The sequence below is a fragment of the Chryseobacterium sp. HNCC26DJ238 genome (genome assembly GCF_057180465.1).
Genome location: NZ_JBXUGI010000014.1, coordinates 67,262 through 81,715 on the forward strand (window position 1 = coordinate 67,262; position 14,454 = coordinate 81,715).

The 14,454-nt window shown below is 37.4% G+C and carries 8 protein-coding genes; 5 read left to right on the forward strand and 3 right to left on the reverse strand.

Annotation, left to right across the window (positions count from 1 at the left end; all coding sequences use genetic code 11):
* Positions 1-5: 5 nt before the first annotated feature.
* Together AC2A07_RS14020 and AC2A07_RS14025 are read right to left on the reverse strand one after the other, a co-directional pair.
* A complete protein-coding gene (locus AC2A07_RS14020; protein WP_484050936.1) occupies positions 6-2,567 on the reverse strand; it encodes a T9SS type A sorting domain-containing protein in 2,562 nt (853 codons plus the stop codon).
* An 84-nt stretch (positions 2,568-2,651) separates the two neighbouring features.
* A complete protein-coding gene (locus AC2A07_RS14025) occupies positions 2,652-3,413 on the reverse strand; it encodes a response regulator transcription factor (RefSeq protein ID WP_484050937.1) in 762 nt (253 codons plus the stop codon).
* A 179-nt stretch (positions 3,414-3,592) separates the two neighbouring features.
* On the opposite strand from AC2A07_RS14025, the gene AC2A07_RS14030 reads away from it, so the two are divergent.
* Both AC2A07_RS14030 and AC2A07_RS14035 read left to right on the forward strand, forming a co-directional pair.
* Entirely contained in the window at positions 3,593-4,153 is a 561-nt protein-coding gene (locus AC2A07_RS14030) for a sugar O-acetyltransferase (protein WP_484050938.1), read from the forward strand.
* A 103-nt stretch (positions 4,154-4,256) separates the two neighbouring features.
* Entirely contained in the window at positions 4,257-4,913 is a 657-nt protein-coding gene (locus AC2A07_RS14035) for a DUF1349 domain-containing protein (protein WP_484050939.1), read from the forward strand.
* A 136-nt stretch (positions 4,914-5,049) separates the two neighbouring features.
* Here AC2A07_RS14035 and ligA read toward each other — a convergent pair whose 3' ends face one another.
* Entirely contained in the window at positions 5,050-7,050 is a 2,001-nt protein-coding gene (ligA, locus tag AC2A07_RS14040) for an NAD-dependent DNA ligase LigA (RefSeq protein WP_484050940.1), read from the reverse strand.
* A gap of 241 nt (positions 7,051-7,291) precedes the next feature.
* Between ligA and AC2A07_RS14045 the strand changes: the two genes are divergently transcribed.
* The 3 genes from AC2A07_RS14045 (at position 7,292) to AC2A07_RS14055 (ending at position 14,453) form a co-directional block, all read left to right on the forward strand.
* Positions 7,292-10,393, forward strand: a complete 3,102-nt coding sequence (locus AC2A07_RS14045) for a TonB-dependent receptor (protein WP_484050941.1) — start codon at positions 7,292-7,294, stop codon at positions 10,391-10,393.
* Positions 10,394-10,458: 65 nt separating this feature from the next.
* Positions 10,459-11,208, forward strand: coding sequence for a glycerophosphodiester phosphodiesterase family protein (locus tag AC2A07_RS14050; RefSeq protein WP_484050942.1), 750 nt, complete (start codon positions 10,459-10,461; stop codon positions 11,206-11,208).
* 272 nt (positions 11,209-11,480) lie between these two features.
* Positions 11,481-14,453 (forward strand): SusC/RagA family TonB-linked outer membrane protein, encoded by a 2,973-nt coding sequence (locus AC2A07_RS14055; protein ID WP_484050943.1) that lies wholly within the window; start codon positions 11,481-11,483, stop codon positions 14,451-14,453.
* The last annotated feature ends 1 nt before the right edge of the window (position 14,454 follow it).

The window sequence follows — 14,454 nt, forward strand, 5'->3', positions numbered from 1 at the left end:
TAAAATTAGTTTTTAATAAACTTCTGTGTGACAGTTTTATCTTGTGTGAAAAATTTCACAATGTAATTACCTTCAGACAGATTCGAAACATCTGCAGAATTGTTTTTAAGTCCTGTCGAAAGTATGATCCTGCCAGTTGTATCATAAATTTCAGCTTTTGTAATGATAACTTTTGTTTTAACATATAGCACATCGTTTACGGGATTTGGATAAATATAAATATTGATTCTATCATTACTGAATTCTGTTGTTCCAAGAGTATTCTGTACCGTCGTTGTGTACGTGTTAGTAATTACAGGGGCATTATAATCAAAATAGATGTCTGCCGTATTACTGAAACTGTCTCCTGCATTCAGATTTGATTTAGTTTTAATTTTAAATGAAACATATCCGTCATTAACAGCATTATCAAAAGGCAGCTGTATATTCTCAAAGACGAATTCCACGATATTTGTTCCTGTTATTCTTGAAATAAAGTTATGACTTCCACTAATTGCCTGCAAAGTTGATATGTCAAATTTTGAAGTGTCAATGACATCCTTTACCACAACATGCTGAGCATTGGCTGTACCGGTATTCTCAAATCTTATAAGGTAATGTACATAATCACCTACTTTCGCCTGAGTAATTATGGTTCCTTCTAAACATGTTTTGTCATTCGGATCAATAGAGTTTACAACAGTTTGATTTAGGGTAAATATATTATCCGAAGGCGTTTCATCAGCTAATCCATTTATTTGAAAAGTGGAACTTAATATATGTCCCCCATTTAATGGTGGAGTTTGTAACGGAGTATTGAGTTTAAAGGTTAAGTTGATTTCTCTGGTTTCAAAAGGTAATAAATTGGTAAAATTCCAGCTCAGAATTCCCGTTGTTTGTGAAGTCAGACTGTAAGACGATGTTAAAAAATTCATTAAATTATCATCAAAATTATACAGTAGCGTTCCGGACTGCGCAGCTGTCCCTTTATTCTTGTAAATGATTTTATATTGAGCATCAAAACCAGGAATAGCTAAAGTAATCGGAAGAATTACTACTTCAAGATCATTATGGTTTCCATTGGCTGTTAAACAGAAATTTTGAGTAAAGGGGGTTGTCTGAGCAGGCAAATTAAGGTTAACCAATGAAGGTGTAATAGCAAAGTAAGAAGGATTTTCTAATACAGGTGAGAGCAAAATAGGGCCTGGCGTCAGTGCTAAAGAATAGGTTCCAGCTGAAGAAGATATTGCGGTTGACTGTCCCAGAATGTTAAATTTTTGAAATGGCTTAGTGGTATCATTATTATTGCATCCGTTTCCGTTCATGTCGTATCTGGTTGTACCCTGAAGGGTATAATATGCGCCTCCGGGAGTCATAGTACAATACGAATTGACTACTGTATTAGGCTGATTGTAAGTTGCCAATTGTGAAATTACAAAACTTGTCTCGTTGGGATCAGTACACACATACTGTAATTGTGGTGTATTTGAAAATCCAAGACCTAAATTATTATGTTTTCCGTTTTTAATGTTTAAAGTCTGTAAATTAGGATTGAAATCTAAATCTGCAACTTCGAGAAGTACATTCTTTGATAAATCAATATCAGTCAGATTATTATTCGTTATCTGAATGTTTTTTAGATTTTTCGCATGGTTGAAGGCTACATTGTTTAGCTGATTATTATTTGCATATAATAATTGCAGATTATTGTTATTAAAAAGGGTTAAAGTAGATAGTGAATTATTATAAACATAAATTTGACCAATCAGAGGGCTTGAGCTGAAATCCAGACCTGTAATCTGGTTTTCATGTCCGTAAAAGAATACTAATCCGGTATAAGGAGTAGCATCAAAAATCTGGAAGAGATTAAAACCTATGCTTATATAGTTGACCAGAGCAGGATTAGGTACTGTCAGACTGCTTAGTTGATTATGATGCAGTTCCAGTTTTTTTAAAGCAGTGTCTCCTGAAAAATTTATATTTGTTAAAAAGTTGTTTTCAGTTACACTAACCTCCTCCAGCAAGGGATGGTTACTTAAATTTAAGGACGAAAGTTCTGAGGAAAACAGAGAGAATTTTTTCAGGTTAGGGGTTGAAGAAAGATTTAAACCATTAATATTCTCAATTTTAATTTCCTGCGCAGTAGTATTCTGGATACTTATGATATTCCCTTTATCAAGACTGATTGAAAATAAAGCATTGCAATTTTCAATAGTAACATTATTCACTGTACCTCCAACGATTTTTAATTTTTGTAGTACAGGATAATTATTAAACGTAAGATTGTAGCTTGATAAATTAGGATTTGAAAATTCCAGTTCGGTCAAATTTGGAAAGCTGGTTAATCCTGTTAAACTGCTTACGGTGTCATTAAGATTGCTGATTGATATTTTGTACACCAAAGCTGCTTCTGAGACTTGAATTTCGCCATCCCCATTTGTGTCAACATTTATAAAAGTTCCGCCGGCATTTGAAGTAGCTCCGTAAGTCAGTAATTTTGCTTTAAGATAGGAATCGGGAATGTTGATAATTTGTGTTTTACATGCAGAAAAGATAAGGACAAAAATAATCAGATAGATTTTTTTCATGGATATAGCTTATATTTTTCAAATATAATGTAAATATTCATTTAAAAATACATGATCCAAAAATGGGATGAATGTTTTGTGAATTTATATCCATTTCAGTTTTGCCGCCATTGTGCAGGCTTCGGTTGTATTTCCTACACGGAGTTTTTCCAGGATATTCTGCCTGTGACGGTTCACGGTATTAATGCTGATAAACAGCAGTTCAGCAATTTCTTTGCTTCTTTTTCCGCTTTGGATCATTGTCAGAATTTCCTTTTCACGAATTGACAGGAATGCAGAATTCCCAGCTTCCGTCTGATGGATTATTGATCCGTCTGCTGTATTGATGATCATCCCCTGATGAAGGGAAGAATTAAGAAAATCAAAATGATATAGGCAAAGTGCCAGTTCTACATTTTTATCACTGGCATTTGTGAAGTAAAACATTTTATGTAGAAGGGCTTTCTGCCCCGGATCATCAGCAATTCGAAGTCTGCTGACAACACAATAATCTTTGTGGTTATCAAAAGTAATTGTTTTAATAAACTGAAAAAACTGGAGTTCAAGCAAATGTTTCTGTACGACATCTTCAGGATGCAGTTTCGAAAAAAGTTCCTCTTCCCAAATGCTTTCAATCAGCTGAAAATTATCATCCTGGAAAATATTAAGCTGATCAGCCAGTTTTCCGTTATAGATATAACTTTTATTATTCTGTAAATCACTTAAGACGGCAATGCCGTTTTCTAGTTCTATGAAGTTTTCAGCAATTTTCTGACATTTTTTTAGTGGTAACTGATCGCTGTCAGCCTTAGGAGAAAATTCCTGCTGTAACAGTTTATCGTTGAGGTCGGATTGGATGGTTTTCATTTACATTATTTATGAGAAATCAATCTGATGGGGTTGGAAGATTATTAAATTTTTATTTTCAAGAGTTTATGAAGATTAATATTTATCAAAGTATCATAGCTAATAAAATTGGTTATAAATCAGTATTGATCATAAAAAATGAAGATCATAAATTTGCTGATCATCAAAGTAAAAATACAATGAATAATCCGAACGAAAAAGAAAAAATGCTGAGCGGGAAAATATATAATGCCGCCGATGAATTTTTAGTACAGGAGAGAAATATCTGTAAAGATCTCTGTTTTGAATACAATCATCTCCCACCTTCTAAAACAGAAGAGAGAAAAGATATCATCAGAAAACTGTTTGGCCGGACAAAAGATAATTTTCACATCGAACAGCCTTTTTATTGTGATTACGGTTATAATATTGAGATTGGAGAAAATTTCTATACCAATGTCAATGTGGTGATTCTGGATTGCGCAAAAGTGACTTTTGGGGATAATGTCTTTATTGCTCCCAACTGTGGATTTTATACCGCCGGTCATCCTTTTGATGTAGAAGAAAGAAATAAAGCATTGGAATATGCTTACCCAATTATGATTGGAAATAATGTCTGGATCGGTGCCGGATGCAGCATTCTTCCAGGAGTTACGATTGGCGACAATACGGTGATCGGAGCGGGAAGTGTTGTGACCAAAGATATTCCGGCCAATGTGCTGGCGGTCGGTAATCCATGTAAAGTAATCCGTGAAATTTAAGGTTAAACAATAATTTTATCTTCCTGATGATCCGGATTAAAGAAATGAACCTCCGTCAGGACTGCATCATTGAGTACAGAAGAAAAATTTAGTAAGAATTAAAATGAAAAAAATAATAGGATCCACAATCATCGTTTTCAACTTATTTTCAGGACTAAAAGGACAGTCCCTGGAGAAGATGACATGGTTTAACGAACCTCAGCAATGGGAGATCAAAAATGGGAAATTAGTCATGAATGTAACGCCGCAAAGTGATTACTGGAGGATTTCACACTATGGTTTTACAGTCGATGATGCTCCATTTTACTATTCCACCTATGGGGGAGAATTTGAAACAAAGGTGAAAATTACCGGTGATTATAAAGCCCGTTTTGATCAGATGGGGCTGATGCTGAGAGTTGATGAACAGAATTACATCAAAGCCGGAGTGGAATTTGTCGACGGAAAATTTAATTTAAGTACTGTCGTTACCCATAAAACCAGTGACTGGAGTGTCATTGTTCTTGAAAAAACACCGCCGTTTGTCTGGATCAAGGCAGTCAGAAGGCTGGATGCAGTGGAGATTTTTTATTCCTTTGATGATAAGGAATATGTGATGATGCGCAATGCTTATCTGCAGGATAACACGCCTGTAAAAGTAGGATTTATGGCAGCGAGCCCTGATGGTAAAGGTTTTAAAGCGACTTTTGAAAATTTCTCTGTAAGACATCTCCCTGATCAGCGCCGCCTGGATTGGCTGAAGAAAAATCAGGATCAATAAAAATCTTGATTTTTCTGTAAAATAGATAAACCCCACAGGTTTTTAAAACCTGTGGGGTTTATCTTTCCGGTCAGAACCGGAATTCAGCTGCTTATATTTTTCTAGGTCTTTAGTTTGTTAACTTGAAATTAACAGCTTAGCCTATCAAATCCAGAAACTGCTGTTCATCCAGAATTTCGATGGTTCCGATATCATTCGCTTTCTTCAGTTTGCTTCCGGCTTTTTCTCCGACCACCAGATAATTGAGGTTTTTGGAAACTGCAGAAATGTTTTTTCCGCCGTGTTTTTCTACCATTTCTTCAGCAGATTCTCTGGTGAAAAGGGATAATTTTCCGGTAAACAGGAAGGTTTTCCCGTCTAAAGCGTTTGATAAAACTTCGTTGGTGTTTTCACCCTTTTCCAGCTGCACTCCATAAGATTTAAGACGTTCCAGCATCAGGATGTTTTCGGAATTGGCAAAGAACTCAACGATGCTCACGGCGATCTTCATTCCTATATCTTCCACCTGACAGAGTTCTTCTGCAGTTGCACTTTTTAAGTCGTCGATCGTGTTGAAGTTCTTGACCAGTTTTTTGGCAACGGTTTCACCTACATGCTTTATTCCGATACCGAATAAAACTTTTTCAAAAGGAATTTCTTTTGATTTTTCGATCCCGTCGATAATATTTTGTGCAGATTTTTCAGCCATTCTTTCCAAAGGAAGAATCTGATCCTTGGTGAGAGTATAAAAATCTGCCGGATTTTCGATCAGTCTTTCCCGGTAGAGCTGTTCGATCGTTTCACTTCCCAGATTATCAATATTCAATGCTTTTCTTGAAACATAATGAATCATTCTGCCAACAACCTGTGGCGGGCAATGCAGATCATTTGGACAGAAATGAATGGCCTGATCCTCTACCTTTACCAGCTCAGTGCCGCACTCAGGACAGTTCTTAATATATTCCACCGCTTTGCTTTCAGCCGTTCTTTTTTCGGTGTTGACACCTACAATTTTAGGAATGATTTCACCGCCTTTTTCTACATAAACATAATCGTGCTCATGCAACCCCAATTTCTTGATGATATCTTCATTGTGAAGAGAAGCACGTTTTACTGTTGTGCCTGCCAATAAAACAGGTTTTAAATTGGCAACCGGCGTTATGGCACCTGTTCTTCCCACCTGGTAAGAAACACTTTGCAGTTCGGTTTCCACCTTCTCGGCCTTGAATTTATAAGCCATTGCCCAGCGTGGAGACTTTGCAGTATAGCCCAGCTGTTGCTGTTGTTTCAAAGAATTTACTTTAAGTACGATCCCATCGATTTCGAATGGAAGCGTGTGTCTTTCCGTATCCCAGAAATTAATGAATTCTTTGATTTCATCCAGAGTTTTACAGAGTTTTGCCTGAGCAGAAGTAGTAAATCCCCAATCATGAGCTTTATGGATCAGTTCCCAATGGTTCTCTGCCGGCACATCAGGTGATACAAACTGATATAAAACCGAAGATAATCTCCGTTTTCTTACTTCACCGCTGTCCTGCATCTTCAGACTTCCGCTTGCGGTATTTCTTGGGTTCATAAAAGGATCCAGGCCCTCTTCTTCGCGCAGTTTATTGATCTTATCGAAATTTTTTCTCGTTAAATAAATTTCACCACGCATAAAAAAACGTTCAGGGAAATCTCCTTTTAGAGTAATCGGGATATCAGAAATAGTTCGCACATTTGAAGTGATCTCATCGCCCTGAAAGCCGTCACCACGGGTTACAGCCTGCGTCAGTTTCCCATTTTCGTACAGAATAGAAATGGATGCGCCATCATATTTTAATTCTGCCACAAATTCTACAGGTTCGTCAATTGTTTTGATGATGCGCTTTTCCCAATCTGCCAGATCATCAAAATCATAGGAATTATCCAGAGAATACATTCTGAACTGATGCCGGATTGTCGGAAAAATTTTGGTAACACCTCCTCCTACACGTACCGTTGGTGAATTATCATCATGAAATTCAGGGTGCCTGGCCTCAAGATCCTGAAGTTCTTTTAAAAGTAAATCAAATTCAAGATCTGTAATGCTGGGCTCATCCATCAGATAATAATTTTCATTATGCTGGTTGAGTTCTTTACGGAGCTGTTCTATCTTCTGCTGAATGGTTTCGGACATCTGAAATTTATTTGAAGCAAAAATAACCAAAGTAATTTCAATTTAAAAAAATATGATAATTAAATGATGTGGTATCATTAAAATACCTTAACATCTGATAACTGTCTGATATTTCACTCAATAAAATCACTGTTTACGATCTGTTAATCTAATGTTCCGATTTAATTAAAAAAAAGTTAAAAGTCCCGTAAACAGGAGGCTTACTCAGTCAGTTTACCTTTGCAATCAGTTAATTGAAATCATGAGAAAAGTAAAAATTGTAATAGGATTATTGTTTTTAGGTTGGGGAACACTGGCGTATGCCCAGACTACACAGGCATCTATTGTCGGTAAAATCACCAGTACAGGTACACAGGATAAAGTGAAAGTAATCATTATTAATGAATCCACAGGTTTCAGGACCGAAACAGAAACCAATTCAAAAGGAGAATATATCTTCAAAGAAATACCTTTGGGCGGGCCTTATACCGTCATAGTGAATGACAAAAAGAAAGAGGGATACAATGTTAACTTCGGTGATCAGGTGACCGTAAATATGAATCTGGAGAATACCGGTGAAAAGTCAATTGAAGAAGTTGTTATCACAGGAAACTTAAAAAATAAGATCGGTAACCTCGGAGCAGCCACAGCAATTACCACTAAAAATATAGGTATTTTACCCGTCAACGGAAGAAATTTCACCAATCTTACAGAATTGTCTCCTCTCAGTGGAAAAAACGGAAATCTCTCCGGTCAGTTAGGTTCGTCAACCAATTTTACCATTGACGGGATGACTGCCAAAAACCCTACTTCCGCTGGTTCTACTACGAGTAGAAGCGGTGCACCTTATTCTATTTCTATAGAAGCCGTTCGTGAATTTAAGATCACAACCAACCAGTACGATGTTACATTAGGAAGAAGTGGCGGCGGAACCATAAGTGCAGTTACAAAATCAGGAACGAATACATTTTCCGGAAGCGCCTGGGAATATTTAAGAACAAACTGGCTGTCCAGCCCCTATGATATCAGGGGAAATAAAAGAACAATCGATTTCTCAACTTCCCAGTTCGGATTTTCATTGGGAGGTCCGATTATCAAAAATAAATTACATTTTTTTGCAGCCTGGGATCATCAGCTGGATTCTAAACCGTTATTCATTGCAGATATACGCTCAAAAGAAGATGAACTGAGATTAAATACAACCAACCAGACGCTTAATCAGTTTCTGGATATTGCCAGAGCAAAATATGGAGTAGGAAACTCACCTCAGTTTGGAGCATTTGACAGAATAAGAAATTCTGATGCTGCATTTTTACGCTTAGACTGGCAGATTAATGATAAGAATTTACTGACGTTAAGAAATAATTTCACCTACGACTTAAATAAAAACGGACTTGCAGATAATACAGCCATCAGTTTCTATGAATCATACGCTAATGACAAAAACCTTGATAACAGTTTACTGGTAACGCTGAGATCAAATCTGAAGCCTAACCTGACCAATGAGCTGAAGGCACAGTATCTTTACACTTTTCAGGACAGTTATCAGAACGACGAATTAGGACATCCAGTTCCAAGAGCAATTGTTGAGAATATTGTATCAAATATAGACGGAAAGAATGCCGCAACAAATATTCAGATCGGAGGTCACCGTTTTGCACAGGAAGGTTTCAGAAATAATGTGTTTCAGATTGTAGATAATTTGTATTATAATACCGATAAAATAAAATATACTTTCGGAGCAGATCTGATGTACACAAGATCAAAATCTGTTTATGGCAGCGAAGTCAACGGGAGGTTCCATTTCAGAGAAGCTACTACTAACGCCAGTAATCTTTTTAATTTTGAAAACCTGATCCCCTATAGATTTTACAGAGAGGTACCTTTAGTTGCTGATCCATCAGTGAAATCAAGTATCTGGAATTTAGGTGTCTATGGTCAGATGCAGACAAGGATCGCAAGAGGCTTAGATTTAATGGCAGGTTTAAGGCTAGATTACGGTGGTTATCCGAAAGCTCAGTTTAATCAAAAATTATATGATCAGATGGGAATACGGACAGATAATCAGATTAAGTCGTTTATCATTCAGCCAAGATTTCAGTTTGAATGGAATATCAATGAAGAGAACAAAGATTTCTTAAAATTCGGAGCAGGAATTTTCTCTTCAGATATCAATAATTATATGGTCATCAATAACCTGGTTTTTGACGGAAATCATTTGGCAACCGTAGATGTCAATCCTTCCCAGATTGGGCTTGTACCAGATTTCAACGGTTACAGAAACGATTACGGTACTGTTCCCTCACTGACGCAGTACCAGTTGCCCACTATTAATTATACAGGGGAGGATGCAAAAATTCCTGTCGTTTACAAAGCCAATATCTCATATACTCACTTCTTTAACGAGAGATTCAGAGCAGGAGTGGCAGGGTATATGGCATTAGGGAGAAACAATTACTTCTATTATGATAGAAACATGGTGGCCAATCCTTATTTCACTCTTAACAATGAAGGAGGAAGAGGGGTTTATGTGCCGGCATCAGCAATTAATGCCAACGGAACTTTAGACTGGAAGGCCGGAAGAATCAATCAGAATTTCGGGAGAGTGCTGGAGCTTGTGAGTGACGGTAAAGTTAACCAGTTTTCATTTGTTGTAGATACAAGTTACCGCTACTGGAAAGACGGAGAAATCACGGCAAGTTATACCTGGTCTGATATCAGAGATAATACTTCTTATAATGGGAATGTTGCCAACTCTGCAACTTTATCTACTCTGGTTCAGGGAGATCCTAGAAATTTAAGAATGTCTTATTCTGACAATCAGTTTCGTAATAAAGTGGTACTGTATGGAAATTCACCTACCATTGCAGGCTTTACTGTAGGATTGAGATATTCCGGAATCGGCGGAACACGTTTCTCTGTGACAGCAGGTGGAAATATTAACGGAGACTTTGTAGATTCAAATGATCTGGCTTATATTTTCCCTAGTCTTACACAGACTCTGATTGACAATCCTGAAGTGGGAGATGCTTTGAAGAACTATATTACCGATTACAACAATAAGATCGCAGAACGTAATGGCGGAAAAAATGAATTCTTTGGAGTTTGGGATCTGCGTATTGCCAAGAAGCTGAAATTTGAGAAGATCGGAGGATTTGAGATTTCAGTTGATATTTTCAACGTTGCCAACCTTCTCAATAAAGAATGGGGCGTAAACAAATCTTACAACAATATGTCTCTGTACAGAATTACAGGATTTGATCAGGCAACCAAAGAATTTAAATACAGTCTGAACAACAGTGGTTTGGTGCCATTAACAGGAAATCCTTATCAGATTCAATTAGGCGCTAAATACACATTCTAAAAATTTAATATTATCTTTATGGAAATGCTTCCGCAGACATACACATTTAATTATCTGATTATATTATGAAAAATTTTATCTTAGGGTTAACAGTTTTAAGTACAGTAATGATGAGCGCACAAACCCGGATTATTGCACACAGAGGATATTGGCAGACCAATCCTCCCACAACGGAAAATTCATTGAAAGCATTGGAGAATGCTCGGGATTTAAAAATTTACGGAGCTGAATTTGACGTAAGGATGACCAAAGATGGCGTTCTCGTAGTCAATCACGATGAGCACCATGGTAAAATGGAAATTTCAGAAACCGATTTCAAAGAGCTTAAAAAAGTGAAGCTCTCTAACGGTGAAAATTTTCCCTTATTGAAAGATTATTTAAAAGCAGGGAAAAAAGATCAGTCTTTAAAACTGATTGTAGAAATCAAGCCGGATAAAACAAAAGAAAAAGAAGATGAGCTGACAGCAAAAACCATCAAGATGGTAAAGGAAATGAAACTTGAATCCCAGACTGAATTTATTTCTTTCAGTCTGAATATCTGCAAAGAAATCAAAAAATCAGAACCAAAATTCAAAGTTCAGTACCTGAAAGGAGAGCTTTCTCCACAACAGATCAGAGATGAAGGTATTGACGGTATTGATTATCACTACAGTATCTTCCAGAAAAACCCAACCTGGATCGCAGAAGGAAATGCATTGGGACTGATTACCAACGCCTGGACGGTAAATGATGTTGAGGTGTATCAGGAATTAAAGAAACAGGGAATAGGTTTCATTACAACCAACATCCCGGACGTTTTAAAAAATACCAAGTAACCTCCATTCTTTTTAAATGACAATGCCTTATGAATTTATAAGGCATTTTTTTATGGCTCTAAGGATAACTGAAAATGCTTACGAAGATACCGGATAAAATTAGTATGCATGGCATTAAAGTTTATTAATGTCTCTAACTGAGTGTTTAGTAATGTTTTAAAATTTTTGTTAAAGAATAGTTAATATGGCGTTATCTTTTTATTTAAAATATGTTAAAGCCTTGTTAAAAGCATCGTCATAATGTCGTTCTAATTTTGCGCAAACAAAAAGATATGCGTAAGGAAACTCAAAAATTATTTCTGTTATCCGCTTTAGGACTGGTCAGCATCAATATGTCAGCTCAGCAACAGGTTAAAAAAGATACCGTAAAAAATATCGAAGAAGTTGTAGTAACGGCTTTAGGCATCAAAAGACAGGATCGGTCTTTGGGATACGTTGCAGAAACCATTAAGTCTGAAGAAATTCTTAAAACGCAGAACAATAACTGGTCACAGGCATTGGAAGGTAAAGTAGCAGGGTTAAAGATACAGACCGCAGGTGCAGGACCTCTGGGAAGTTCACTCATTAAATTGCGGGGTGACATCTCAATGAATGCAGATCAGAACAATGCTCTTATTGTGGTGGACGGCGTACCGTTAAATAATAATACAACAGGAACAGGGTTTTCAGCGTATGGTGCAGGTTCCAAAGCAGACCTTCCTATTGATTACGGAAACGGGATTAATACAATCAATCCTGATGATATAGAGTCCATTACAATTTTGAAAGGTTCAACCGCATCCGCACTTTATGGTTCAAGAGGTGCAGGGGGAGCGGTGATGATTACGACGAAATCAGGAAAAAGCAAAAATGGAAAAGTACAGGTTTCTTTAAATTCATATTCAAGCTATGATACGGTGCTCAGATGGCCTGATTATCAATATGAATACGGTCAGGGAACCATGCAGAAAAATACGGCCGGAAATTATTATTACTCTTACCAGGCTTCTGAAGATGGCGTCAATACAGGATCTACGAGCAGTGCTTTCGGACCCAGGTTTAATGGACAGTATTATTTTCAATATGATCCGGCAACGGAAGGTCAGAGTGCAGTAAGACAGTTGTGGAGACCATACAAAGATAATATCAAAGGCTTTTGGCAGACAGGTACAACATTTTCAAATAATGTTTCTGTAGAAGCGTCTAACGAAAATACGTCTTTCAGATCTTCTTTAACCTATCTAAAGAACGAGTGGATGATGCCAAACACGGGTTTTGACAGGTTTAATGCAGCCTTCTCCGTGGATCATAAATTAAATGAAAAACTGAAAATAGGAATTAAGCTCAATTATAACAAAACAAAAAGTGACAATCTTCCGGCAACGGGCTACAGCAATCAGTCTATTTCCTACTTCATGATTTTCCAGAATCCGAATGTCGATTTATCCTGGTATGCACCGATCTGGAAATCAGGAAAAGAACAGGTGGATCAGGTCCATCCTTTTAGTTCTTTTATCGATAATCCTTACCTGATTGCTTACGAAATGCTGAATGGGGTGGATAAAAACTTTATTACGGGAAACGTTAATCTGAACTATAAGATTACCAAAAACTTTGATGTTATGGTGCGTTCAGGAATGGAATTAACCAATGAACTGCGAACCCAGAAAAGACCCTGGAGCTCTGCCAATTACCTGCAGGGAATGTACAGGGAACAGCATATCAGGCTGATGGATTTGAATAATGACGTTCTCTTTTCATATAGAAATAAATTCAACGATTTTGATTTCACAGCTTCAGTGGGAGGAAATATCCGTTACACAGAATACACCATGAATGATTATCTGGCAGAAGGGCTTCTGAAACCGGGACTTTACACAATGCCAAACGGTATATCAACAATTGTGAAGTTTGCAAAACCAAATGACAAGCAGGTTAACAGTACTTATGCGCTCGCCTCCTTAGGATATAAAAATGTAGCCTTCCTGGATGTTACCGCAAGAAATGACTGGAGCAGTACGCTTCCGCAGGAAAACCGTTCCTATTTCTATCCATCTGTGGGGTCGTCATTTATTATTTCCGATATCTTCGGCCTGACATCTGAAAAATTTAATTACTGGAAATTAAGAGCCTCATGGTCTAAAGTAGGTAATGATACAGATCCTTATATGTTAATCAAATATTACAACAACAGTGATTTCGCAGGATCCGTAGAATCACCTTCACTATACCCCAACCCCGGATTGAGACCCAATATGATTACCAATATCGAAGGAGGTATGGATTTCAGTATTCTTAAAAACAGGATCAGTTATACCATTACCGCATATCAGAATAATTCGAAAGACCAGATTGTAAGAATTCCTACGCTGTGGGAAACAGGCTACAGTAACAGGGTAATCAATGCAGGAGAAGTAAGGAACAGGGGGTTGGAAATGACTTTAAATACCTATCCGGTCAAAAATCAGAATTTTTCATGGAGCATTAATGCAAACTGGGCGATGAACAGGAATAAAATACTTTCACTTCCTCAAGAATTCAATGGCGAGCCTTATACAATGGCAAGTGTTGGCGGGGCTGTCTATTACAATGCATCTGTTGGCGGTTCTTTAGGAGATATGTACGGTTACGGGCTGATGTATTCTCCTGACGGAAAGGTAATTTTCGGAAGTGACGGCTTAACGGCAAAACCTACAAAAATGAAAAAAATAGGAAATGCCTATCCAAAATGGAGAGCAGGTCTTCAGAATGAATTCAGATATAAAAACCTGACCTTAAGCTTTTCATTTGATGGACAATACGGAGGGATGGCCTACTCTCAGTCTCATCACAAAATGACAGAACAGGGAAAACTTGGGCATACATTGGCTGGAAGAGATAATCCAGGAGGGTTAATCATCGGGCAGGGGGTCGTTCAGAATGCTGACGGTACATTCTCAGCAAATACAAAAGGGGTTTTGGCCTCAGCGTATTATGCTGATTATTACAGAAGAGCCAACGTAGAAACCAATACTTTTGACACTTCATTCATTAAATTAAGGGATGCCAGAATTGCATATTCATTTCCCAAAACAGTTACACAACAGCTTAAAATTACAGATCTCACATTGGCTTTATTCGGAAGAAACCTCTGGATGTGGACCAAGTTCCCGCTTTTCGATCCTGAGGCAGCAACCTTAAATGACAACCAGATTACTCCAGGGGTTGAGATGGGACAATTACCGACCGCCAGGACAGTGGGTATTCAGCTAAACGTTAAATTTTAAA

What these genes read in the sequence shown, in the direction of transcription:
- AC2A07_RS14055 (WP_484050943.1), top strand. Translation starts at nt 11,481, where the DNA reads ATGCGTAAGGAAACTCAAAAATTATTTCTGTTATCCGCTTTAGGACTG.
- ligA (WP_484050940.1), bottom strand. Translation starts at nt 7,050, where the DNA reads ATGTCCGAAACCATTCAGCAGAAGATAGAACAGCTCCGTAAAGAACTC.
- AC2A07_RS14050 (WP_484050942.1), top strand. Translation starts at nt 10,459, where the DNA reads ATGAAAAATTTTATCTTAGGGTTAACAGTTTTAAGTACAGTAATGATG.
- AC2A07_RS14030 (WP_484050938.1), top strand. Translation starts at nt 3,593, where the DNA reads ATGAATAATCCGAACGAAAAAGAAAAAATGCTGAGCGGGAAAATATAT.
- AC2A07_RS14045 (WP_484050941.1), top strand. Translation starts at nt 7,292, where the DNA reads ATGAGAAAAGTAAAAATTGTAATAGGATTATTGTTTTTAGGTTGGGGA.
- AC2A07_RS14025 (WP_484050937.1), bottom strand. Translation starts at nt 3,413, where the DNA reads ATGAAAACCATCCAATCCGACCTCAACGATAAACTGTTACAGCAGGAA.
- AC2A07_RS14020 (WP_484050936.1), bottom strand. Translation starts at nt 2,567, where the DNA reads ATGAAAAAAATCTATCTGATTATTTTTGTCCTTATCTTTTCTGCATGT.
- AC2A07_RS14035 (WP_484050939.1), top strand. Translation starts at nt 4,257, where the DNA reads ATGAAAAAAATAATAGGATCCACAATCATCGTTTTCAACTTATTTTCA.